The sequence below is a fragment of the Saccharopolyspora cebuensis genome (genome assembly GCF_039542665.1).
In the GTDB taxonomy this organism is placed as follows: domain Bacteria; phylum Actinomycetota; class Actinomycetes; order Mycobacteriales; family Pseudonocardiaceae; genus Saccharopolyspora; species Saccharopolyspora cebuensis.
The window spans coordinates 33398-54559 of the sequence record NZ_BAABII010000011.1 but is presented as its reverse complement, the minus strand read 5'-3'; the positions used below and the strand labels follow the sequence as shown (position 1 = coordinate 54559).

Below are 21162 nucleotides of genomic sequence, written 5' to 3'. Positions count from 1 at the left end.
GTATCAACTAAGGGTGGAGCTGAGGGGATTCGAACCCCTGACCCCTTGACTGCCAGTCAAGTGCGCTACCAACTGCGCCACAGCCCCGTGTTCTGCTCTCCGAGCGTCCCGGGGCTTTCCGTTCCCCGTTCATCTCGTGTGCCACTACAGTACAACAGCCCTTCGCGGGGCTCCGCAGGGGGGTGGGCCATTCGGGTCCGCGCAGGTCGGGCGGGGTGCGCCCCTGGGCGGGGGCTGCCGCTATCCGGGGCGGAGCGTCTCCGCCGCCACCCGGAGGTCCGCGACGAGCTCGGCGTAGCGCTGCTCGCGGTCGTCCTCGGAGCGCAGCACCGCCGACGGGTGGACGGTGGCCAGCACCCGCATGCCCTCGTGCTCGATCAGCTCGCCGCGCTGCCTGCTGACCCGGAACGACGGCCCGAGCAGCGCTTGCGCGGCGGTCGCCCCGAGGCACACCACGACCTCCGGCCGCACCACGTTGAGCTCGGCGGTCAACCACGGTCGGCAGGCGTTGACCTGACCGCGGGACGGCTTCTGGTGGATGCGCCGCTTGCCCTGCTGCCGCTGGAACCGGAAGTGCTTGGTGGCGTTGGTGACGTAGACGTCGTCGCGGTCGATGCCGACCTCGGCCAGCGCTTCGTCGAACAGCCGCCCGGCGGGTCCGACGAACGGGCGGCCGGCGCGGTCCTCCTGGTCGCCGGGCTGCTCCCCGACGACCACGGCCCGCGCCGACTCCCGCCCCTCGCCGAACACCGCCCGGTCGGCGTCCCGGTACAGCTCGCAGCCCCGGCACTCCTGCACCGCCTTGCGGAGCCCGGGCAGCCGGACGCGCGGCGGGACGTACTCCTCGGCGCCCGGCACGGTCAGCTCGCCCGGTTGTTCGGGCTGGGCAGGCCGCGGGTGTTGGCGGCCTTGACGAACTCCGCCCGCGGCTCGTGCAGCTCGCCCAGCGCGACGGTCTGGCGCTTGAACGGCAGCTCCAGCAGCCAGTCCCCGGCGATGCGGGCCTTGTGCGAGAACGTCGGCATCTTGGACAGGTGGTAGACCCGGTGCAGCAGCCACGCCGGGAAGCCCTTGAGCTTGATCCCGTAGACCTCGGCGGCGCCGCGGAACAACCCGAGCCCGGCGACCGATCCCGCGTACTTGTGCGCGTAGTTCTTCATCGGCTCACCGCGCAGCGAGGCGACCACGTTGTCGGCGAGCACCCGGGCCTGGCGCACCGCGTGCTGCGCGGACGGCCCGCACAGCGCCTCCGGGTCGCTGCTGGTCAGGTCGGGCACCGCGGCGCAGTCCCCGGCGCCGAAGACGTTGTGCGTCCCGCGCACCTGGAGCTTGGCGGTGCACTCCAGCCTGCCCTTGCCGTCGCGCGGGAGGTCGCTCTCCTCCAGCATCGGGTGCGGCTTCACCCCGGCCGTCCACACCACGGTGTCGGCGTCGAACTCGTCGCCGTCGGAGAGCACCACGTGCCCGTCCTCCAGGGTCTTGGCCGTGGTGTTCAGCTTCACCTCGATGCCGTGCTCCTCCAGCCGCCGCTGGGTGTACCGGCCCATCGGCGCGCTGACCTCCGGCATGATCCGGTCCATCGCCTCGACCAGCACCCAGCGCATCTCGGCGGGCGAGACGGTCGGGTAGTCGCGGCTGGCGTAGCGGGTCATGCTCTCCAACTCGGCCAGCGCCTCGATGCCCGCGTAACCACCGCCGATGAACACGAAGCTGAGCAGCCGCTTGCGCAGCTGGGCATCGGTGGTGCCCGCCGCGATGTCCAGCCGGGACAGCACGTGATTGCGCAGGTAGATCGCCTCGCCGATGGTCTTGAAGCCGACGCCGACGTCGCCGAGGCCGGGGATCGGCAGCGCGCGCGAGATCGACCCCGGCACCACCACGAGCACGTCGTACTCGATGTGCTCGGAGGTCCCGTCGGCGAGCGTGGCGGTGAGGTTCTGCTCCTTGCTGTCGATGCAGGTCACCTGGGCCGTGATCACCTCGGAGCGGCGCAGCGCCTGGCGCAGCGGCACCACCACGTGCCTGGGCTCCAGCGAACCGGCCGCCGCCTCGGGCAGGAACGGCTGGTACGTCATGTGCGGCTGGGTGTCGATCACGGTGATGCGGCCTTCCCCGGACCGCAGCTTGCGCTGCAACCGCAGCGCGAGGGTCAGTCCGGTGTGGCCGCCGCCGATGATGACGATCCGGGGCTCAGGCATGGTGCGGCGCTCCTCTCGCACCTTCTCTGGTGCGTCGGGGATCGACTTCGCGATCGGGGTGCCTGCGCAGGTACTCCTGCTCCAGTTCGAACGTGCGGGCGGTGTGCTCCCGCAGCGAGTCCGGCGAGCCGTGCAGGAAGGTGTCGTGGCGGGTCTCGTGGAGGTGCTTGAGCTCCTGGCGCAGCACCTCGTCGGACAGCTCCTCGCCCGGGACTCCGGTGGTCATGCTCATCACGCCCTCCAGCCACTCGGCCGCCGGGACGCCGCGGGTGCAGCGCCGACAGCTGAGTACCCAGTACACCCGCAGCGGAACCACCATCAGCCAAGCGGTGAATCCGCTTGCAGCCGAACCCGACCACCGTCAGGCAAGCGGCGAAGCCGCTTCCGCCTTACCCCACGCACGCAACTGGCACCGCCGCGGGTTCTCAGCGGCCTTCTCGCGAGGACGCCCTGACGCTGTGTACGTGGTTGGTACATGAGGAAGGGCGCCCGGAGCGAGAAGGCCGCTGAGGTTCCGCCACCCGCACCGCACCAACGCGACCACCACACCTCTTCCCGACGAGAAGACCGCTGAGGCTCCGCCACTGGCACCGCGCGCCAACCGGACCACGGCACCGACCAACTCAGTCCGCGACGCGGCGTGGTTCTTCTTCCTTCTCCTCCGCCACCGGAGCGGCGCGGGTTTCCGGTGCCCGCGCCCAGACCAGCAGCGCCAGCACGGCGGTGAGCCCGGTGACGGCGAACGCGGCGCGGAACGACACCGCGTCGGCCAGCACCCCGGCGACCAGCGGTCCGAGGATCGCCCCGAAGTCGGCGGCCATCTGGAAGGCGGCCAGCACCGGACCGCCGCGACCGCTGCCGACGACGTCGGCGACCGCCGCGTTCTGGGCGGGGTTGAGCAGCCCGGCGCCGATCCCGGCGACCAGCGAGGCGGCCAGGAACAGCGGCACCGATTCGGTCAGCCCCAGCGCGGAGGTGCCGACCGCCGAGACGGCCAGCCCGACCAGCACGAGCGGTCGGCGACCGCGCTGGTCGGCCATCCGCCCGGAGATCATCAGCACCGCGGCGTTGCCGACCGCGAACACCGACAGCGCGAATCCGGCCATCGCCTGATCGGTGCGCAGCACCTCGACGACGAACAGCGGCACCAGGGCGATCCGCACCCCGAACACCGCCCACCCGTTGCTGAAGTTCGACACGATCGCCGCCCGGTAGGCGCGGTGCGTCAGCGCCTCGCGGACCGACATGCCGGGGACGCGGCGGTCGGGTTGCGGCGCGGCCAGGGTCGACTTGCGCAGCATCGCCCAGCCGACGAAGGCGGCGACGAACAGCGCGATGCCGTAGATCACGAACGGCAGCCGCAGCGAGAAGCCGACCAGCAGGCCGCCGATGATCGGGCCGGAGATGTTGCCCATCAGGAAGCTGGTGGCCCACACCCCGGAGGCCCGGCCGCGCAGGTGCGGCGGGGAGAGCCGGATCAGCAGCGCGACCCCGGAGACGGTGAACATGGTCGAGCCGGTGCCGCCGAGCGCCCGGAACACCAGGAGCTGCCAGTACGAATCGGCGAACGCGCAGGCGGCGGTGCTCACCCCGACGATCGTGATGCCCCACAGGTACGTCGGCCGCTCCCCGAACCAGGACACCAGGCGCCCGCTGACCGGCGCGAACGCCAGCCGCATGAGGGCGAACGCGCTGATCACGAAGGAGGCCGCGGTGACCCCGACGTCGAAGCTGGTGGCGAAGGTCGGCAGCGCCGGGGCGACGATCCCCATCCCCACGGCGACGATGAAGCCGCCGATGACCAGGATCCAGATTTCCCGGGGCAGAGCGCGGATGCCCGGTTCCGGCCGCACCGAGGTGCTCGACACCGCTCCTCCGTCCTGAGGCCGCGCGGTGCCGCGCCTGCCCCCTCGCGACTTCCTCCGGCGCGGCGGCGGGTGCGGGCGCTCGGGAGGCGAACCAGAAGATCACGCGAGCAGCGGGCACATTTCACCCGTACGCGCGACCTCCTAGGTAAGCAGACGCGGACCGGTCGGTCAATCCGGACGGCACGCGCGGGGCGGGGCGGACCTCACAGCAGCTCGTCGACGTTGCGGGCGTAGGAGGTCACCGAGTACACCTCCTCGAACCCGCAGGCCCCGGCGAACCGCTCCGCGGGGGCGCCCTCGTCGCGGTGCCCGGCCACCAGCAGCGCGCCCCGCTCCCGCAGCGCGCCGACGACCTCGGCGACCAGCGTCCGGCCCACACCCCGGCGGCGGCGCCCCGGCCGCACCACCACCTGCTCCAGCAGCCCGACGCCACGCGCCAGGAAGCCCTGGGCGAACCCGGCGATGCGGTCGGCGCCGGGGTCGTCGACGACCCGCAGCACGGCGCGCGGCTCGTCCAGCCGGTGCCCGTAGTGCTTGCGCAGCGCGCGTTCGGCGCCGGCCGGGAGTTCCGCGTCGTCGGCGATCAGCTCCACGAGCTGCGCCAGGTCGTCCTCCCCGGCGGGGCGGGCGGACTCGGTGACCACCTGGTCGACCCGGTGCAGCAGGGCGACGTGCTCGTCGACCGCGCGCCACCCGGCGTCGTCGGCGATGCCCTCGATCTCGGCGACCGTGGTCGGCGAGGCCAGCACCAGCGCCTCGGACCGGCCCGCCTCGGCGAACACCTGCTCCAGCTCCAGCAGCGTGCCCGCCACCCCGGCGAGCGTGCCCCACAGCGCGCAGGCGTGGTTCGCGCTGGTCAGCGGGTTGTCGGGGTTGAGCACCACGGTCGCGTCGCCGACCCGGGTGCGGCTGCCGTAGCGCACCTGGGCCGAGGCCAGCCGGGCCTGCTCGACCAGCCCGGCCAGGTCGCGGGCCTGCCGGGGGCCGAGCAGCGCTTCGTCGTCGGGATCGTGCAGCGGGTCCACGCCCCCATTGTCGTGGACGGTCCAGCACCACCGTCCGGCCGGAGTGCGGCAGGATGGACGTGTGACGACCACCACGGAACTCGCCGACGAGCTCGTCGGGCTCCTGCTCGACGCCGATCCGGTGCAGGCCACCCTCTACGGCATCCGCGGCCGGGACGACCGGCTCCCGGTGATCGGCGCGGCGGCCGAGTGGGAGCTGCGCCGCCGCTGCGACGACATCCGGATGCGCGCGATGGGGATCGACACCGCGCACGCCGGGCTGGAGGAACGGCTGACCGTCGCGGTGGTCGTCCAGCACGCGCAGGCGATGGTGGACCACTTCGACGCCCGCGCCGCCGAGTACACCATCATCGGGAACCTGTTCGCGCCGGTGGCGGGCCTGCTGTTCCACCTCGGCCAGATCCGGATCGCCGACGCCGAGCAGGGCCGCGACTACCTGCGGCGGCTGCGCGCGATCCCGGAGTTCACCGCCTCGGCCGCCGACCGGCACCGGGCGGGGATCGCCGCGGGCCGGCTACCGGTCCGGCGGTTGGTCGACGACGCCATCGCGCACCTGGACGCCCACCTCGCCGCCCCGGACGACGACCCGCTGCTGGTCCCGGAGCTGCCCGACGCGGAGTCGGACGAACGGCGCCGGGTGCTCGCCGAGCTGGTCCGCCCGGCGCTGCGCACCTACCGCCGGGTGCTCGCCGACGAGATCGCCCCGCACGGGCGGGAGGACCGGCGGCCCGGCCTGTGCTGGCTGCCCGGCGGCCCGGAGATCTACCGCAGGCTGATCCGGGCGCACACCACCACCGAGCGGGAACCCGACGAGCTGCACGACACCGGCCTGGCGCACCTGCGGGAGGTGCGCGCCGAGCTCGGCGCGGTCGGCGAACGCGCGTTCGGCACCGGCGATCCGGACGAGGTGCTGGAACGGCTGCGCACCGATCCAGCCCTGCGCTGGCGGGACGCCGCGGAGATGCTCGGCACGGCGCGCACCGCCATCGGCCGCGCCGAGGCCGCCGCGCCGGGCTGGTTCGGGCGGCTGCCGGACCAGCCGTGCGAGGTGCGGGAGGTGCCGGGGCCCGCGTCGCCGAGCACGCCGCTCGGCTTCTACCTCTCCCCCGCGCTGGACGGCTCGCGGCCGGGCGTGTACTTCGCCAACACCGCCGACGCCGACCAGCGCCCCCGCTACAACGCCGAGGTGATCGCCTTCCACGAGGTGATCCCCGGCCACCACCTGCAACTCGGCCTCGCCCAGGAGCTCGGCGGGCTGCCGCTGCTGCGCAGGCTGATCAGCATCAACTCCTACACCGAGGGCTGGGGCCTCTACACCGAGCGGCTGGCCGACGAGATGGGCCTGTACTCCGACGACGTGGCGCGGCTCGGGATGATCAGCCAGGACGCGCTGCGGGCCGCGCGGCTGGTGGTCGACACCGGGCTGCACGAGGCCGGGTGGAGCCGGGAGCGGGCGGTGGAGTTCCTGCTCGCGCACACCACCCTGCCCCGGTTGGAGGCCGAGGCGGAGGTCGACCGCTACATCTCCTACCCCGCCCAGGCGCTGTCCTACCTGGTCGGACGGCTGGAGCTGGAGCGGGTCCGGGACGCGGCGCGGGAGCGGCAGGGCGAGCGCTTCGAGCTCCGCCGGTTCCACGACGTGATCCTCGGGCACGGTGCGCTGCCGGTGTCGGCGCTGGACACGCTCTGCGCCGAGGAGCTGCGCTGACGCCTGCGACATCCAGGTAGTCCTGCGCCGCGACCTCCGACATCGGCGCCGCGAACCTCTAGGGTCGACCGGAGCGTGCCCACCGCGGTCGAGCTGGGAGGTGCCGTGACCGGGACGTTCCACCCCCGCGACGAGCAGCAGGACCGGTCGGCCACCGGCGAGCCGCCGTGGATGCGGCGGGTGCTGGCCCGGATGCGCGCCGAGGACGGCTGGTACCTGCTGCGGAGCCGGTCCGCGCTGCCGGACGCGGTGCTGGTCGGTCCGCCGGGCGTGCTGGTGGTGCTGCTGCGCGCGGAACCGCCGGACCTCGCCGACACCCGCGCGGCGTTCGTCCGGGTCGCCGAGCTGCTGGCCGGGGTCGGCGGCCCGCGCGGGCTGCTCACCGAAGCCGTCGTCCGCACCGTCGTGGTGCACCCGGAAGGCGCCGCGGGGTTCGGCCGCTCCGGGGAGCACCTGGTGCTCGGCGAGTCCGAACTGGACCGGGCGCTGCGGCGCGGTGATCCGGTGCTGACCGCCGAGGAGGTGCGGGCGGTGGCGCGGCACCTGGACGACCGCGCCGAGCACCTGCGGCCGGACTGGAACCCGGCCGTGGTCCCCGGCCAGCGCGGCGATCCCGGGCTGTTCGAGGTCGCCGACGTGCGCGCGCAGCGGGTGGAACGCGCGCTGGACAAGCCGTTCCGGGACTGGCGGACCTTCCTCGACGACACCCAGCTCGGCGTGGTGCGCAGGCACTACTCGGGTCCGGCGCGGATCACCGGCCCGGCGGGCACCGGCAAGTCGGTCCTCGCGCTGCACCGGCTGGCCTACCTGGCGCGGCGCACCACCGGGCGGCTGCTGTTCACCACGCACGTGCACAACCTGCCGCGCATCGCCAAGGAGGACTTCCGGTCGCTGGCCCCGCAGTTGGAGCGGCGGATCGAGTTCGTCCACCTGCACGCCTTGGCGCGGGACCTGCTGGCCGCGCGCGGGCGCGACGCCGAGGTGGACGAACCGCGGGTCGACGCGGCGTTCACCGCGGTGTGGCGGTCCCCGCTGGCCGAGCCGCTGCGCGCGCACCGGCCCTCGAAGCACTACTGGCGGGCCGAGGTCGAGCGGGTGATCAAGGGCCGCGGCATCCGGGAGTTCGAGGTCTACCGGACGCTGGCGCGGCGCGGCCGGGGCACCCACCTGCCCGCCGCGGTGCGCAGCCAGGTCTGGCGGTTCTACTGCGAGTACGAGCGGGAGCTCTCCGAGCGCGGCGCGTTCGACCACAACGACGTGCTGATGCGCGCCCTCGCCGAGCTCGGCCGCCACCCGCTCCCGCGGCCGTACGCGGCGGTGGTCGTCGACGAGGTCCAGGACCTCACGCTCGTCGGGCTGCGCCTGGTGCACGCCCTCAGCGGGGACGGGCCGAACCAGCTCCTGCTCATCGGGGACGGCCAGCAGCAGGTCTACCCCGGGGGTTGGCGACTGTCCGAGGCGGGGATCGCGTTGCGCGGGCGCGGTGAGATCCTGCGCCGCAACTACCGGAACCGGGGCGCCATCGTGGACCGCGCGGGCGCGCTGCCCGCGATCAACCGGTTCGACGACCTCGACGGCGGGCCCACGGTGAACCTCGCCGCCGCGCACCCGGTGCTGGGCGGCGGCCAGGTCGTCGAGTGGACCGGCACCGACCAGGAACAGGCGCTGCTGACCGCGCTGCGCGCCCTCGACGACCCCACCGACGCCGTGGTCCTCACCCGCACCCGCGCCGCCGCCGACCGCTGGGAGCAGGTGCTGCGCGCGGCCGGCATCCCGGTGCAGCCGCTGGACCGCTGGGACCGCCGGTCCGGCGGGTGCTGCCACGTCGGCACCGTCCACCGCGCCAAGGGAACCGAGTTCCGCTCGGTCTTCCTCCCCGACGAGCAGCACCACGGCGGCGACCGCGGCGACGAACGCGAAGCCCGCGAACGCCACCGCCTCGTCGCCATGACCCGGGCCCGCGACTACCTCTGGATCGCCACCCGCTGAGCACCGCCCGCCGCCGCCGAGTCGGCGCCGCGGGCGCGGCGGTGCTCCAATGGTGGAGGGCTTCGGGGGGAGGACCGGCGTGGCGATCTACCAGTACCGGTGCGCGGCGCACGGCGCCTTCGACCGCTCCCACCCGATCGGCTCCGCCGCAGCGGAACAGCCGTGCCCGACGTGCCACTCGGCCGCGCCCCGGGTCTTCACCGCGGTGTCGCTCACCGGGGCGGCGCGCTCGCGGACGGCGCTGATCGACCGCACCGAGCAGACCCGCGAACGGCCCGCGGTGGTGTCCGCGCCGCCGCCCCGTCGCGGGCGCGGCGGTGTCACCACCAACCCGAAGCACCGGCACCTACCACGTCCGTGAGGGGGTCCCGCCATGCCCGAGGTCGTCTTCCCGCTCGACTCCACCAGGGGATTCGCCGACCAGCGGATCGTCGGCCACAACCGGTACCACCCGGACATCCCCGCCGTGGTCGAGGTCCGGCCCGGGGACGAGTTCCGGGTGCACTGCCGGGAGTGGTTCGACGGCGCCATCCGCAACGACGACTCCGCCGACGACGTCCGCGACGCACCGATGTCGCGGGTGCACGCCCTGTCCGGCCCCTTCGCGATCCGCGGTGCCCAGCCGGGTGACCTGCTGGTCGTGGACATCCTCGACGTCGGACCGCTGCCGCAGGAGGACTCCGGACCGCTGGCGGGCCAGGGCTGGGGCTACACCGGGATCTTCGCCCGGCGCAACGGCGGCTCGTTCCTGGTCGACCGGTTCCCGGACGCCTACAAGGCGGTGTGGGACTTCACCGGCCAGACCGCCACCTCGCGGCACGTCCCCGGGGTCTCGTTCACCGGCATCACCCACCCGGGCCTGATGGCCACCGCTCCGTCGGCGGAGCTGCTCGCGAAGTGGAACGCCCGCGAAGCCGCGCTGATCGCGACCGACCCGGACCGCGTCCCGCCGCTGGCGCTGCCACCGGAACCCCAGGACGCGATCCTCGGGAGCCTGACCGGCGCCGAACGCGACCGGGTCGCCGCCGAGGCCGCCCGCACCGCACCGCCGCGGGAGAACGGCGGCAACCAGGACATCAAGAACCTGACCAGGGGGACCCGCGTGTTCTACCCGGTCTTCGTACCCGGGGCGAACTTCTCCGTCGGCGACCTGCACTTCTCCCAGGGCGACGGCGAGATCACCTTCTGCGGCGGGATCGAGATGGGCGGTTTCCTCGACCTCCGCGTCGACCTGATCAAGGGCGGCATGGACCGCTACGGCGTGTCCGAGAACGCGATCTTCCTGCCCGGCAACACCGACCCGCAGTACAGCGAGTGGCTCGCGTTCTCCGGCACGTCGGTGACCCTCGACGGTGAGCAGCGCTACCTGGACTCCCAACTGGCGTACCAGCGCGCCTGCCTGCACGCGATCGACTACCTCACCACCTTCGGCTACCGCCCCGAGCAGGCGTACCTGCTGCTCGGCGCCGCGCCCGTCGAAGGCCGCTTCTCCGGCGTGGTCGACATCCCGAACTCCTGCGCGACCCTCTACCTCCCGACCGCCATCTTCGACTTCGACGTGCGCCCCTCGGCCACCGGCCCGCACCGCATCGACCCCGGCATCGGCGCACCCCACTCCCCCACCTGAGGACGCGGAGCCGGGTGAGGGGCACCGGCGGCGGTCGACCGGTCGCAGGCCCCTTCGGGTGATCTCGCGCCACGTCGTCCCCGCCCGAAGGGGCCGCGCACTACACACGAAGGCGTGAGCGAGGCCAACGATCTCCGTCGACCGCGCGGATTCCGATCCCTCATCCCTGCGCACGCGTGGGCGACCTTCGTCCAGGACGGGGTTCGCACCACCCATCGCGCCCGGGACCGGGTGCTGCGCCAAGGCGAACCCGGCGGGTGGGTGCTGGTGTGCGTGTCCGGTCGGCTGAAAGTGGTGTACTCGGAACCGGACGGTCGCGAGCTCATGCTGGCGGTGCGCGGACCGGGAGACGTGATCGGCGAGTTCTCCGGGTTGGACGGGCGGCCCAGGTCGGCCACCGTGCAAGCGATCGAACCGGGCATCACCTCGAAGCTCTCCGACCAGCGGTTCCACGCCATCGCCGAACACTTCGGCGTACGACCTCAGCTGAACAGCTACGTCCTGGGGAAGGTGCGGGAAAGCGCAGCCCACGCGTGGCAGCTCGCCCACCGCACCACGGCGTCCCGCCTCGCCGACCTGATCGTCACGCTGATCCGGGCCGCCGGTCCGGACCACCCGGCGGCCACCACCATCGCGATGTCGCAGGAAGAGCTCGCCACCGCGCTCGGCTTGGCCCGCTCGGCGATCACCCCGGTGCTGGCCGACTGGAAGAGCAACGGCCTGGTCGGCATCTCGCGCGGGAAGCTGCACGTGGACGACGTCCCGGCGATCCTCGCGCACCGAAGTCCCGATGTGTCCACTTCTGGACAGAACTGAACGGCGCACCCGGGCAGCCTCTGTTGGTGTCACCCCCTCGACCGATGGAGGCGAACCCGTGGACTGGGAACTTCCCGACAACAACGGCGCGCTCGGCGAATACTCCGGAATCCTCGCCGTGGACGTGCACGGCTTCAGCAAGCACAACGACGTCCAGCAGAACACGATCGCGGCATTGCTGCCCACCGTGCTCCAGCAGGCGGCCGACCGAGCGTCCCTCGACGAACTGTGGAACGGCCGTCGCTTCCGCGCCCCGCGCGGTGACGGCTACTTCCTGGGCTTTCGCCCCGATCTCGCGGGAGCCGTCGTGGACCGCTACTTCGACGCCCTGCAGAGCGAACTGCGACGCCGCTCGGGCGAGTTCCGCGCTTCCGGCGTGGAGCTCCGGCTGCGCGCCAGCCTGCACCTCGGTCCGCTCCAGTCCTTCGACGAGCTGGTTACGGACTCGCCGGTCGGCGGTGACATGGTGACGACCAGCCGGATGGTGGACGCCGACGCCGTCCGGGCCCTCCTGGACCGTTCCGCCCCGGACGTGACCTTCGTGGCGTCCGTGGTGTCCTCGACCGTGATGGACGCGGTCATCGCGGCGGGCTTGTCCTCCCGGCGTCCCACCGAGTTCGTCGAAGCCCCGCTACACGTCGAAGCCAAGAACTACACCGCTACGGGGTATCTGCGCGTACCCGCCCCATCGGGCGAACTGCTCACCGCTGGCTTGCTCGTCGACCGACCGGGAGCGACAGCCGAGGCCCAGGCTGCGTCGGTGTCCAACCGCAGCGATGGGGACGGGGAGACGATCGTGCAGAGCCGAGACGTGAACGGGAGTATCCGCGACCGCTCCACCGATGTGCACGGCCGTGTCGCGGTGAACGGCCGGCACAACGTCACAGCTGGACGGGACGTCATCGACCAGTCCTCGGGCAAGCAGGAGTTCTCAGGCACGTTCCGCACAGCGGGCGATTCCAACTACGGGGCCTCCAGCGGACGGCGCATCGGCGTCAACGGCGACGAGACGGGTCGGTGAGGGACGTGGACCTCGACTCCTTCGGAATCCTCGATCCGCCGCTGTCCGCAACGCTCGCGTCTCCGCTTCCCGAAGAGGCGGCGCCGGCTCCGCCGACCGTGGACGGCCACGACAACGTGACCGCGAGCCGGGACGCCTACGCCTCCCACCTCGATTTCCGCGGAGCCGTCGTCCTCAACAGCGAGTTGGTTGGCCAGGTGACCACTCCCCGGGTGCGGCAGCAGGGCGGGCGTGGGCTCCAGGATCCTGAGGCGCTGGATCGGCTGGCGAACAAGTACGTGCCGCCAGCCGGACTCCTGGGAAACCGGCCGGGCACCGCGTTCCACGCCTTGCTTACCCGCGGCCTAATCATCCTCGCGGCCGAGGAGGAGTCTGGAGGGCAGTTCGCCGCCGGCTTGGTGCTGGGGCGGGAGCTGCGTGACCTCGTTCCGCATGCCCTCGTCGTTCGCGAGGAACTCGTGGATTCCGAATTCCACTTCACGCCGGAAGAACTGCTTTCCGAGCACGAACCCGCCGCGGTCCTGCTCGACATGCGCGAGGCCGCGAGCGAAGACATCGACCGGGTCCTCCGCGGTCTCGCGGAATTCACCGACCACCTCGCGAAACGCCGCAGCTTCCTGATCATCATCGTGCCGCAGGAGCATGCCCGCCAGTTCGACGAGCGGTTCCCGGAACGGCTGCACCGGCTCCAGCGCCCCTCCCCCGCGGAGGTGCTCGCCCACTACCTCGACGGGCTCCCCGCCGTCGACTCGTTGTTGGCACGGGCCGGTACGCACGAGTCCTTTAGCCTCCTGTGGCCGCCCAAGGTGAAGGAGCTCGCGGATTGGATCGCCGACCGGGTGGCGCAGGGCACCGCACCTGTACCGGCGCTCGACGAATGGCTGCACAAGGAGCAGGGCGGATGGAGCGATGACCTCCGCACCGTGATCGAGGAGCATCAAGCCGCTGCGGACGCCGAGTGGATCGCCTTGCTGTTGGCGGCTGCCGCCCTCGAAGGCGCATCCGGGGACGCGATCGTCAGTGCCGCGGATCTCGCCATGGCGCACAGCTCGATCCCGTCCCCGGAACTCCCACCGTTGCTGCGACCGAGCTCCGTGGTCACGCTGTCGAAACTCGGCAAGCAGAAGTTCGTTTCCGCGACCCGCACCTTCGAACAGCCGGGTTTAGGCACCTGGATCCTCAAGCACGTCTGGCGGGAACACCACATGCTCCGCTGGCCGATGCGCGATTGGATGGGCGAACTCCCCGGGGTGCTCCGGGACATGGACAGCACGGCACTGGAGCAGCTCGCCGACCGCACAGCGGCTCTCGCCGGTGAAGCCGGCCCCGGCCTGGTCATCGACCTCGCGGTGCGGTGGGTCTTGCCCGGCGACCGGACGCACGAGAATTCGCCGCGGTGGCCCGAGCCCTACCGGCGCTCGATCGCCGCGCGGCTGTTGACCACGGCGGCGACCGACCCATCGCTCGGTCGGCCGATCCGGAAGAAGCTGCTGGACTGGTCGAAGACCGGGAGGCCGGTACTGCAGCTGCTCGCCGTCGACGTCTGCGCCGGTATCGGTGCGGAATTCCCCCGGGTGGCATTCACCCGGCTGAAGCACTTGGTCGGTTCGGCCCACCGGGGGGTGGCGTCTTCGGCCCGCGCCACGGTTCGTCAACTCGCCGCCGAAGTTGGTCCATCGGCCTTCTTACAGTACCTGGAGGAATGGTTCTACGCGGCCCCGCCCGAGCGGCTTGAGCTGGTGGCCGAGAGCGTCTCCGAAGTGCTCGCCGAGCGCGGCTGGGAAGTGGATTCCGATACCGCGACGTCGTTCTGGCAGCAAGCGCTGCTCTCGATGCCACCCGAGATCCTGCGCCTCGCCGTGGAGAGCTGGCTTCGCACCGCGGCGACCGCCCACGCCGAAGCGGGCGTGGCCATGGTCGAGTCGCTCGTGACGGCCACCGGGCACGAGTCGCGCCGGATCTCCCAGTTGCAGTACGCGAGCCGATTCAGCGGTTCCGCGCTGAGCGCGGGCACACCCGAAGAAGACGGCCTGTCCGAGACCGTCAAACACCTGTGGACTCGACTCGACGAAGTCGATCCCGTATGGCAGTAGGAGCAGTCTCCGTGATCGATTACACGCCGTGGCGCCCCGTGGACGCCGAGAACGCATCGGAAAGATGGACCGTACGGCATACGCCGGACCAGCAACAACCGATATATCGCGTCGAAACCGAGCTTGTGCTCAGTAGCGCCGATTGCGCCCTCCAGTTCACCGCCGCACTCGTCGTCGAGGGCGCCAGCGAGCAGGAACCACCACCGGCCAGCTTGTTGCAGATCGCCCGGGAGGGCATCTGGCGGCGCGCCGAGGACATCAGTCGCGAGCGCAAGCTGACCGAGGCGGAGCGGCTGCTCGGCCAGCTCAACGAGGTGCTGATCCCGTGGCAGCCGATCTCAAACACCCTGGTGCAAGCGCGCGCGCACTGCCACTCGGTGGATGCCGACCCGGGCCTCGTGGCCGCGGTCGCCGCCCGGGACGAGGCGATCAAGCAGGAGCTCATCGACGCGTGGAAACACGACCGGCGCAGCATGGGCGAGCGGCGGATGCAGGTTTTGCTCACCGATCCGCTCCAGGCGACCGCTTGGTGGTTCGTCGACAACCCCGACAAGACCGATCAGCTGCCGCACGTCGCCGAACGCTTTCGTTCCTTGCGCGCGCTCCTGGCACCCGAGCAGCAGGACTCCGCCGGCCGGCTCCTGAACGAGCTGTGGGAGGAACTCAACGACGGGGCGCGCGCGCACGCGGAGCGGGTCCTGAGCACGCTGTTCGACCAATACGGTCGTCGGGACCTCGGCGCACGGCTGCACAGGCTCGGCGCCACGGCGCCGGCGGAGGTTGAGCGGTCCGAAGTCCCGGGCTGAGGAGTCCTGGACCGACGCGGCGGGGCCGAGCGTCGGCCCCGTCGGCTGGGCGCCCCGCGTCCGGGCACGAAGAAGGGGGCCGACGGCTGTCGGCCCCCTTCGCAGGTGGTGGAGGTGCCGGGAATCGAACCCGGGTCCTCCGTCGCCTCATCGAGACTTCTCCGTGCGCAGTCCGCTATACCTCTGCTCGGCTCCACCGGTCACGCGGACAAGCCGGTGTGATGAGCCCAGTCGCTGTTCGATGTCCCACCAGATCCCGCGACCGGATCTGGCGGTGCGAGCCTCCTAGCTGATGCCGGATTCCGGGCCGGAGGCGCTCCCGGTCCGACAGAGTCGCTCCTAGCTGATCAGGCAGCGAGGGCGAACTCGCGCTGACTCTTGTCGGCGCTTGTTGAGTTGCGACGACGCTTCACGGTGGTCTCTCGCCTGCACCGGCACGCTTCCCTCGATTCAACGTACGGAGTCGAAACCGTTCACCCCCATGTCCCTTCTCGTTCCACCGGCTCTCACCGGCGCACCCAGGATAACGCGTCCCCCCGGCCGGATCATTCCCTTATCCCGCGAATCGATCACGTCCGGAGTTCTAGCAGGTCAGACGGGGTGTCGTGGAGCACAGCCCGGAGGAACGGGTCCCCCAGCCGCTCGTCGGCCGCCGCCCACCCGGCGATGGCCCGGAGCTGCTCGGCGTAGCTGTAGGGGATGTTCGGGAAATCGGTGCCGAGCACCACCCGGTCCCCGTGCTCGACCAGCCGGGACGGCCAGTCCGCGGGCAGCGGCGCGAACCGCTCCGAGAAGCCGACGCCGACCATCGTGGTGTCCACGTGCACCCTCGGGTACCGCTCCACCAGGTCCAACGCACCCGGGTAGTCGGGCATTCCGGCGTGCGCGAGGACCGCCACCAGCCTCGGGTGGGCGCGCAGCACCGCCTCGAACACGTCGAGCCCGGTGTGCTTCCCGCGCCGGGGGCCGTCCCCGCAGTGCACCACCACCGGGACGCCGGCCTCGGCGAGCAGCCCCCAGGCCGCGTCCAGCTCCGGATCGCGCGGGTCGAACGCGCCCACCTGCACGTGGACCTTCACCACCCGCGCGCCGGCGCGCAACGCCTCGGCCAGGTAGTCGGCGACCCCCGGCTCCGGGTACAGCGTCGCGGTCGGGACCGCGCCCGGGGTGCGGGCGGCGAACTCGCGGGCCCACCCGCTCAGCCACGCCGCCATGCCCGGCTTGTGCGGGTAGACCAGCGGCGCGAACGTCGTCACCCCCAGGTCGCGCAGCACCTGGATCCGGGTCCGCTCGGCGTGCCGGTAGAAGATCGGCCACTCGGTGCCGTAGTGCCGCCCGGCCTGGTCGAAGAACGCCCACACCTTGCGCAACACGCGTTCCGGCAGGAAGTGGGTGTGCAGGTCGACCAGCCCGGGCAGCCCCAGGTCCGCGACCCAGCCGCGGACCTGGGCGTCGTCGGCCGGTCCCACCACCGTCAGCGGATGCCCTTCGCCCGGCGACCCATCTCGCGCTGGATCTCCCGCTCGGCGTCGCGCTTGGCCAGGTCCTGCCGCTTGTCGTGGGCCTTCTTGCCCCGGGCCAGCGCCAGCTCGACCTTCGCCTTGCCGTCGGAGAAGTACAGCGACATCGGCACCAGGCTGAGCCCGGTCTCCTTGATCTTGCCGACCAGGCGCAGGATCTCGTGCCGGTGCAGCAGCAGCTTGCGGGACCGGCGCGGCTCGTGGTTGGTCCAGGTGCCCTCGGTGTACTCCGGGATGTGCACGTTGCGCAGCCACACCTCGCCGTCGTCGACGGTCGCGAAACCGTCGACCAGCGACGCCTTGCCCTGGCGGAGGCTCTTGACCTCGGTGCCGGTCAGCGCGATGCCGGCCTCGTAGGTGTCGAGCACCGACCAGTCGTGCCGCGCCCTGCGGTTCTGCGCGATCACCTTGCGGCCGCGTTCCTTCACCATGAGGACAACTCTAGCCGTCCCGTCACCCGGTTTTCCGAACCGCTACAACCGGACGTAGAGGCGCAGCGTGACGTAGCCGGTGATCGCCGACACCACCGCCGACACCAGCAGCAGGATCGGTGACACCACGCCGATGTCGCCGTAGGTGATCTCCGGGATCACCCCCGTGCCGGACAACGGCGCCATCACCTGGTCAATGAAGGCGGCCTTCGCCACCAGCAGCCCGCCGATCGCCAGCACCGCGCCGATCAGCCCGGACACCACCGCCTCCAGGAGGAACGGGAGCTGGGTGTACCAGCGGGTCGCGCCGACGAGCCGCATGATGCCGGTCTCGGTGCGCCTGGTGAACGCCGAGAGCTGGATGGTGTTGGAGATCAGCAGCAGCGCCGCCAAGGCCTGCACCAGCGCGATCGCGAACGTGGTGTTGCGCACCCCGTTGAGCATGGTGGACATCTGCTCCAGGTAGGTGGCCTGGTCCACCACCCGGTCCACGCCCGGCCGGTCGCCGAACTGCTGCTCGAGCGCGGCGAAGCGCTCCGGCGTGTCCAGCTTCAACCGCAGCGAGGCGGGCAGCGCCTGGGCGCGCGCGACCTCCACCAGCTCCGGCTGCGACTCGAACACCCGGGCGAAGTTGTCCATCGCCTCCTGGCGGTTCTCGAAGGTCACCGACTCCACCCCGGAGGTCGTTTCGAGCTCCGACTTCAGGGACGCGCACGGCTGCTGGTCGCAGCTGGTGTCGTTGGCGCTGACGTCGTCGGTCAGGAACACCACGACCTCGACCTGGTCCTGGTAGGTCGCCTGCATCTTGTCGATCATCCGGACGACGAGCAGACCGCCGCCGAGCAGGCCGACCGAGATGGCCGTCGTCAGGATCATCGCGATGGTCATCGTCACGTTGCGACGAAGGCCGTTGACGACCTCGCTGAATACGAAGCTCGCGCGCATCTTGTGTCAGCTTTCCTGGCTGGGGTTTCGGGGGCAGCGGGGGCGACCGCCGGGTCGTTCGGGGGACTCGCTCAGCGACCGACGCCGTAGACGCCGCGGGCGTCGTCCCGGATGACCCGGCCGAGGCTCAGCTCGACGACGCGGCGGCGCATGGAGTCGACGATCCCGTGGTCGTGGGTCGCCATGACCACGGTGGTTCCGGTGCGGTTGATCCGCTCCAGCAGCAGCATGATGTCCTGGCTGGTGTCCGGGTCGAGGTTCCCGGTGGGCTCGTCGCACAGCAGCACCAGCGGCCGGTTGACGAACGCCCGGGCGATCGCGACCCGCTGCTGCTCGCCACCGGAGAGCTCGTGCGGCATCCGGTCGGCCTTGCCGTCGAGGCCGACGAGCTGGAGGACCTCCGGCACCACCTTGCGGATGGTGTGCCGGGGCTTGCCGATCACCTCCAGGGCGAAGGCGACGTTCTCCGCGACGGTCTTGTTGTTCAGCAGCCGGAAGTCCTGGAAGACGCAGCCGATGCGCTGGCGCAGCCGGGGGACGCGGCGCCGCGGCAGCTTGGCCACGTTCCAGTCGGCGACGAAGACCCGACCGCGGGACGGCACGTCCTCCCGCAGCAGCAGCCGCAGGAACGTCGACTTCCCGGACCCCGAGGGGCCGATCAGGAACACGAACTCGCCCTTGTCGATGCCCACGGAGACGTCATCGAGCGCTGGTCGGGTCGACGTCTTGTACGCCTTTGACACGTGCTCAAGCCGAATCACGGGGCGTGAGTTTACCTGCGGCCGTTCGAGGGACGTCGCTCACCCGTACCGGCGGCACCGAGGCCGCTGACCTGCCCGTCGACGGGCAGGCCGGATCAGGCCGCGGACTCCTGCCGACGCCGCCAGCGGATCGCCGCCTCCAGGAAGCCGTCGATCTCCCCGTCGAGCACCGCCTCCGGGTTGCCCACCTCGTGCTCGGTGCGCAGGTCCTTGACCATCTGGTACGGGTGCAGCACGTAGGAGCGCATCTGGTTGCCCCAGCTCGACCCGCTGTCCTTGAGGGCGTCGAGCTCGGCGCGCTCCTCCTCGCGCTTGCGGGCCAGCAGCTTGGACTGCAGCACGCGCATCGCGGCGGCCTTGTTCTGGAGCTGCGACTTCTCGTTCTGGCAGGACACCACGATGCCGGTCGGGCCGTGCGTGATGCGCACCGCGGAGTCGGTGGTGTTCACGCTCTGCCCGCCCGGACCCGAGGAGCGGAACACGTCCACCCGGATGTCCTTCTCCGGGATCTCGACGTGGTCGGTCTCCTCGACGGAGGGCAGCACCTCGACCCCGGCGAAGGAGGTCTGCCTGCGGCCCTGGTTGTCGAACGGCGAGATCCGGACCAGCCGGTGGGTGCCCTGCTCGACCGACAGCGTCCCGTAGGCGTAGGGGGCGTTGACCCGGAAGGTGGCCGACTTGAGCCCCGCCTCCTCCGCGTAGGAGGTGTCGTAGACCTCGACGGCGTACTCGTGGCGCTCCGCCCAGCGCAGGTACATGCGCATCAGCATCTCGGCGAAGTCCGCGGCGTCCACCCCGCCCGCCTCGGCGCGGATGGTGATCATCGCCTCGCGGTCGTCGTAGTCGCCGGAGAGCAGGGTGCGGGTCTCCAGCGCGCCGAGGTCCTGGCGCAGCCGGTCGCGCTCCTCGTCGGCCTCGCTCAGGCCCGAGTCGTCGCCCTCCGCCTCGCTGAGCTCGTAGAGCACCTCGAGGTCCTCGACCCGCTGCCGGAGCTCGGTGACCCGGCGCAGGTCGGACTGCCGGTGCACGAGCTGGCTGCTGACCTTCTGCGCGTGCTCGACGTCGTCCCAGAGGTCGGGCTTGGCCGCCTCGGCCTCCAGGTCCGCGATCTTCGCGCGCAACGCGTCCACGTCCATCACGGCCTCGATGCCCTCGAGGGTGTTGGACAATTCCTTGAGCTCAGCGGCGACGTCGGGATTCACGGTGCTCAGCGTACTTCACCAGGTGCGGCCCGCGACGAGGACGGCACGCGCGGGCGATCGCGGCCCCGCCGGGACCGCCCGCTCGCCGATCACTCGGGGATGGCGTCCAGCAGCTTGATGATGGCCCGGTTGTAGGCCACGGTGAAGTCGGCCGCCGCCTTCTCGTAGGGGTCGGTGGTGGCCTTGGCCCCGGTCCTGGCCTCGTCGAGCTTCACCGCGTACTGGGCGCGCGCGGACTCCACCAGGTTCGCCCGCTGCTTCGGCGTCAGCGAACCCGAGTAGACCAGCCGCAGGATGAGCGGACTGCGGACGTTGTCCGGCCCCGGCTCGGTGTTCAGCCACGACTTGAAGGCGCGCTTGCCCGCAGCGGTGATCGCGTACTGCTGGCTGGAGCGCGGACCCTGCTTGCCGAGGCGCAGCAGTCCCTCGTCGGTCAGCGCCGGCAGCTCGCGGTACACCTGGCTGCGCGTCACGCTGAAGAACCCGCCGAAGCGCTCGGTGGCGGCAGCGACAAGCTGGCCACCGGTCTTCGGCCCTTCGTGCAGTAGCCCCAGCAGGGCTGCGGAGGTCGCATTCAGCTCGGTCACACCCCAACGGTGCCACGTCGGCGGAATGCTGTCCACAGTGGTCCGGGTTTCTGTCCACTGTGGTTGCAGTCGACTGGTCCGAGTGGACGAGCGATTGGGCCATTGGCGCGAGGTCCGGCGGCAGGCGGTCGCCCTCCGTGTCCGGCCGGGGTTCCGGACACGGAGGGCGACCACCGGGCGACGACGTCGCCTGTCCGGGGGTTCTTCCGTGCGCGAAGAGGTGCTATCACGGGTTGGGGGCTGCCTCGACGGGCCCGTGCCACTGCACTCTGCACACGGGCCGACCGACCGGCGGCCCGCGTGCGAACAGGAGGTGCGGACGTGCATCGCAGTTGGCTGCGGACCAAGCTCTCGGCGAGCAGGACGAAGGTATCCACGAAGGTCACCGCCCGGGCCAAGTCGTTGGTACCCGCGCAACTCGACGTCGAGACGGACGCGTGCATGGTGTGCGGCCGGTCGATGCGGCGGCACGGCGTGGTGCGCGGCGACGGACGGGTGTGCTCGCCCGGTTGCGCGCGCCGCTGGGCCGAAGGCCTCTGAAGAACGCAGCGCCGAAGGCCTCTGA

The 21162-nt window shown here is 71.6% G+C and carries 20 protein-coding genes, 1 tRNA gene and 1 other RNA gene; 9 read left to right on the top strand and 13 right to left on the bottom strand.

Annotated elements, in window-relative coordinates; translation table 11 throughout:
* Nucleotides 1–14: 14 nt before the first annotated feature.
* The 6 genes from ABD976_RS17385 to ABD976_RS17360 form a co-directional block, all read right to left on the bottom strand.
* Nucleotides 15–87: transfer RNA gene (locus ABD976_RS17385), tRNA-Ala, on the bottom strand.
* A 153-nt stretch (nucleotides 88–240) separates the two neighbouring features.
* Nucleotides 241–858, bottom strand: a complete 618-nt coding sequence (locus ABD976_RS17380) for a UdgX family uracil-DNA binding protein (protein WP_345364391.1) — start codon at nucleotides 856–858, stop codon at nucleotides 241–243.
* Nucleotides 859–860: 2 nt separating this feature from the next.
* The gene (locus ABD976_RS17375) at nucleotides 861–2198 is read right to left on the bottom strand and encodes an NAD(P)/FAD-dependent oxidoreductase (RefSeq protein ID WP_345364389.1); all 1338 of its coding nucleotides are present in this window, start codon (nucleotides 2196–2198) and stop codon (nucleotides 861–863) included.
* A complete protein-coding gene (locus ABD976_RS17370) occupies nucleotides 2191–2517 on the bottom strand; it encodes a DUF6158 family protein (RefSeq protein ID WP_345364388.1) in 327 nt (108 codons plus the stop codon). Before ABD976_RS17370 ends, ABD976_RS17375 begins: the two co-directional genes overlap by 8 nt.
* A 304-nt stretch (nucleotides 2518–2821) precedes the next feature.
* Nucleotides 2822–4066, bottom strand: a complete 1245-nt coding sequence (locus tag ABD976_RS17365; RefSeq protein ID WP_369775010.1) for an MFS transporter — start codon at nucleotides 4064–4066, stop codon at nucleotides 2822–2824.
* Between the two features lie 203 nt (nucleotides 4067–4269).
* Nucleotides 4270–5091 carry a GNAT family N-acetyltransferase gene (locus ABD976_RS17360; protein ID WP_345364386.1) on the bottom strand — a complete coding sequence of 274 codons (822 nt, stop codon included), beginning with the start codon at nucleotides 5089–5091 and terminating at the stop codon, nucleotides 4270–4272.
* A gap of 61 nt (nucleotides 5092–5152) precedes the next feature.
* On the opposite strand from ABD976_RS17360, the gene ABD976_RS17355 reads away from it, so the two are divergent.
* The 8 genes from ABD976_RS17355 (at nucleotide 5153) to ABD976_RS17320 (ending at nucleotide 15151) form a co-directional block, all read left to right on the top strand.
* A complete protein-coding gene (locus tag ABD976_RS17355; RefSeq protein WP_345364385.1) occupies nucleotides 5153–6799 on the top strand; it encodes a DUF885 domain-containing protein in 1647 nt (548 codons plus the stop codon).
* A gap of 75 nt (nucleotides 6800–6874) precedes the next feature.
* Nucleotides 6875–8788 (top strand): UvrD-helicase domain-containing protein, encoded by a 1914-nt coding sequence (locus tag ABD976_RS17350; RefSeq protein WP_345364383.1) that lies wholly within the window; start codon nucleotides 6875–6877, stop codon nucleotides 8786–8788.
* Nucleotides 8789–8867: 79 nt separating this feature from the next.
* Complete coding sequence (locus tag ABD976_RS17345) at nucleotides 8868–9149, top strand: zinc ribbon domain-containing protein (protein ID WP_345364381.1); 282 nt, start codon at nucleotides 8868–8870, stop codon at nucleotides 9147–9149.
* Nucleotides 9150–9161: 12 nt separating this feature from the next.
* Nucleotides 9162–10415, top strand: a complete 1254-nt coding sequence (gene fmdA, locus ABD976_RS17340; protein ID WP_345364379.1) for a formamidase — start codon at nucleotides 9162–9164, stop codon at nucleotides 10413–10415.
* A 114-nt stretch (nucleotides 10416–10529) separates the two neighbouring features.
* Nucleotides 10530–11231, top strand: a complete 702-nt coding sequence (locus tag ABD976_RS17335) for a Crp/Fnr family transcriptional regulator (protein ID WP_345364377.1) — start codon at nucleotides 10530–10532, stop codon at nucleotides 11229–11231.
* Between the two features lie 58 nt (nucleotides 11232–11289).
* Entirely contained in the window at nucleotides 11290–12252 is a 963-nt protein-coding gene (locus ABD976_RS17330; RefSeq protein WP_345364375.1) for a hypothetical protein, read from the top strand.
* Between the two features lie 5 nt (nucleotides 12253–12257).
* Nucleotides 12258–14345 carry a hypothetical protein gene (locus tag ABD976_RS17325; RefSeq protein WP_345364373.1) on the top strand — a complete coding sequence of 696 codons (2088 nt, stop codon included), beginning with the start codon at nucleotides 12258–12260 and terminating at the stop codon, nucleotides 14343–14345.
* Nucleotides 14346–14356: 11 nt separating this feature from the next.
* Complete coding sequence (locus tag ABD976_RS17320; RefSeq protein ID WP_345364371.1) at nucleotides 14357–15151, top strand: hypothetical protein; 795 nt, start codon at nucleotides 14357–14359, stop codon at nucleotides 15149–15151.
* Nucleotides 15152–15257: 106 nt separating this feature from the next.
* Here the strand turns inward: ABD976_RS17320 and ssrA are convergent.
* The 7 genes from ssrA to ABD976_RS17285 form a co-directional block, all read right to left on the bottom strand.
* Nucleotides 15258–15632: a transfer-messenger RNA gene (gene ssrA, locus ABD976_RS17315) on the bottom strand.
* Nucleotides 15633–15720: 88 nt separating this feature from the next.
* A complete protein-coding gene (locus ABD976_RS17310; RefSeq protein ID WP_345364369.1) occupies nucleotides 15721–16620 on the bottom strand; it encodes an amidohydrolase family protein in 900 nt (299 codons plus the stop codon).
* 5 nt (nucleotides 16621–16625) lie between these two features.
* Complete coding sequence (gene smpB / locus ABD976_RS17305) at nucleotides 16626–17102, bottom strand: SsrA-binding protein SmpB (protein WP_345364367.1); 477 nt, start codon at nucleotides 17100–17102, stop codon at nucleotides 16626–16628.
* 42 nt (nucleotides 17103–17144) lie between these two features.
* Complete coding sequence (gene ftsX, locus ABD976_RS17300) at nucleotides 17145–18047, bottom strand: permease-like cell division protein FtsX (RefSeq protein ID WP_345364365.1); 903 nt, start codon at nucleotides 18045–18047, stop codon at nucleotides 17145–17147.
* Between the two features lie 71 nt (nucleotides 18048–18118).
* Entirely contained in the window at nucleotides 18119–18808 is a 690-nt protein-coding gene (ftsE, locus tag ABD976_RS17295; protein WP_345364363.1) for a cell division ATP-binding protein FtsE, read from the bottom strand.
* Nucleotides 18809–18903: 95 nt separating this feature from the next.
* Nucleotides 18904–20010, bottom strand: a complete 1107-nt coding sequence (gene prfB / locus ABD976_RS17290; RefSeq protein WP_345364361.1) for a peptide chain release factor 2 — start codon at nucleotides 20008–20010, stop codon at nucleotides 18904–18906.
* An 89-nt stretch (nucleotides 20011–20099) separates the two neighbouring features.
* Nucleotides 20100–20597: a PadR family transcriptional regulator gene (locus tag ABD976_RS17285; RefSeq protein ID WP_345364359.1), complete on the bottom strand. Its 498-nt coding sequence runs from the start codon at nucleotides 20595–20597 to the stop codon at nucleotides 20100–20102.
* Nucleotides 20598–20918: 321 nt separating this feature from the next.
* On the opposite strand from ABD976_RS17285, the gene ABD976_RS17280 reads away from it, so the two are divergent.
* Nucleotides 20919–21137 (top strand): hypothetical protein, encoded by a 219-nt coding sequence (locus ABD976_RS17280; RefSeq protein ID WP_345364357.1) that lies wholly within the window; start codon nucleotides 20919–20921, stop codon nucleotides 21135–21137.
* Nucleotides 21138–21162 lie beyond the last annotated feature (25 nt).

Excerpts from the sequence above, each read along its gene's own strand:
- ABD976_RS17375 (WP_345364389.1), bottom strand. The coding sequence starts at position 2,198 with ATGCCTGAGCCCCGGATCGTCATCATCGGCGGCGGCCACACCGGACTG.
- smpB (WP_345364367.1), bottom strand. The coding sequence starts at position 17,102 with ATGGTGAAGGAACGCGGCCGCAAGGTGATCGCGCAGAACCGCAGGGCG.
- ftsX (WP_345364365.1), bottom strand. The coding sequence starts at position 18,047 with ATGCGCGCGAGCTTCGTATTCAGCGAGGTCGTCAACGGCCTTCGTCGC.
- fmdA (WP_345364379.1), top strand. The coding sequence starts at position 9,162 with ATGCCCGAGGTCGTCTTCCCGCTCGACTCCACCAGGGGATTCGCCGAC.
- ABD976_RS17370 (WP_345364388.1), bottom strand. The coding sequence starts at position 2,517 with ATGGTGGTTCCGCTGCGGGTGTACTGGGTACTCAGCTGTCGGCGCTGC.